The organism is Streptomyces sp. NPDC048462 (assembly GCF_043200175.1).
In the GTDB taxonomy this organism is placed as follows: domain Bacteria; phylum Actinomycetota; class Actinomycetes; order Streptomycetales; family Streptomycetaceae; genus Streptomyces.
In genome coordinates, this window is sequence record NZ_JBICXG010000082.1 from 1 (window position 1) to 1,013 (window position 1,013).

At 63.9% G+C, this 1,013-nt stretch carries 2 protein-coding genes; both read left to right on the forward strand.

All coding sequences use genetic code 11. From position 1 onward, the window contains the following. On the forward strand, positions 1–282 hold a 282-nt coding region (gene modA / locus ACGFU6_RS39350), incomplete at its 5' end, for a molybdate ABC transporter substrate-binding protein (protein WP_393617424.1). Next, entirely contained in the window at positions 279–968 is a 690-nt protein-coding gene (gene modB / locus ACGFU6_RS39355) for a molybdate ABC transporter permease subunit (protein WP_015377003.1), read from the forward strand. The genes modA and modB, both read left to right, overlap by 4 nt. The last annotated feature ends 45 nt before the right edge of the window (positions 969–1,013 follow it).

Sequence of the window (1,013 nt, forward strand, 5' to 3'; positions counted from 1 at the left end):
CTGGAGCCGAAACTGGCGCGCGCCAACAACGTGCGCAGCGCGATGGCGCTGGTGGAGCGCGGTGAAGCGCCGCTTGGCATCGTCTACGGCTCCGACGCGGTCGCCAGCGACAAGGTGAAAGTGGTGGGCGTATTCCCGGAAGACAGCCACAAACCGGTTGAATATCCGATGGCGATGGTGAAAGATCGTCAAAATCCGACGGTCAGCGCTTTCTATACCTATCTGAAGGGCCCGGAAGCCGCCGCTATTTTTGAACATTATGGATTCACCCCGCGTAAATGATTCTGAGTGAGTACGAGTGGCAGGCGGTTGAGCTGAGCCTGAAAGTCTCCGGTTTGGCGGTGGTCTGCAGCCTGCCGTTCGGCATTCTGATGGCCTGGGTGCTGGTGCGTTGCCGCTTTCCCGGCAAGGCGCTGCTGGACGGCGTCATTCACCTGCCCCTGGTGCTGCCGCCGGTGGTGGTCGGCTATTTGCTGCTGATCGCCATGGGGCGGCGCGGCGTCATCGGCGAGTGGCTGTACGACTGGTTCGGCTTCAGCTTCAGCTTTAGCTGGCGCGGCGCCGCGCTGGCATCGGCGGTGGTGGCGTTTCCGCTGATGGTGCGTGCCATCCGGCTGGCGCTGGAGGCGGTGGATACCCGGCTGGAGCAGGCGGCGCGCACGCTGGGCGCCAACCCGTGGCGGGTGTTTTTCACCATCACGCTGCCGCTGTCGCTGCCCGGCGTCATTGTCGGCGTGGTGCTGGCCTTTGCCCGTTCGCTGGGGGAGTTCGGCGCCACCATCACCTTTGTCTCCAACATTCCCGGTGAAACCCGCACCATTCCGCTGGCGATGTATACGCTGATCGAAACGCCGGGGGCGGAAGCCGCCGCCGCGCGTCTGTGCGTGATCGCCATCGTGCTGTCGCTGGCTTCCCTGATGGTGTCCGAATGGCTGGCCCGCTGGGGCCGCAAACGGATGGGGGTGTAAATGCTGGAGCTGGATTTCTCGCAGCAGCTGGGCGACCTTAATCTC

Excerpts from the sequence above, each read along its gene's own strand:
- modB (WP_015377003.1), top strand. The coding sequence starts at position 279 with ATGATTCTGAGTGAGTACGAGTGGCAGGCGGTTGAGCTGAGCCTGAAA.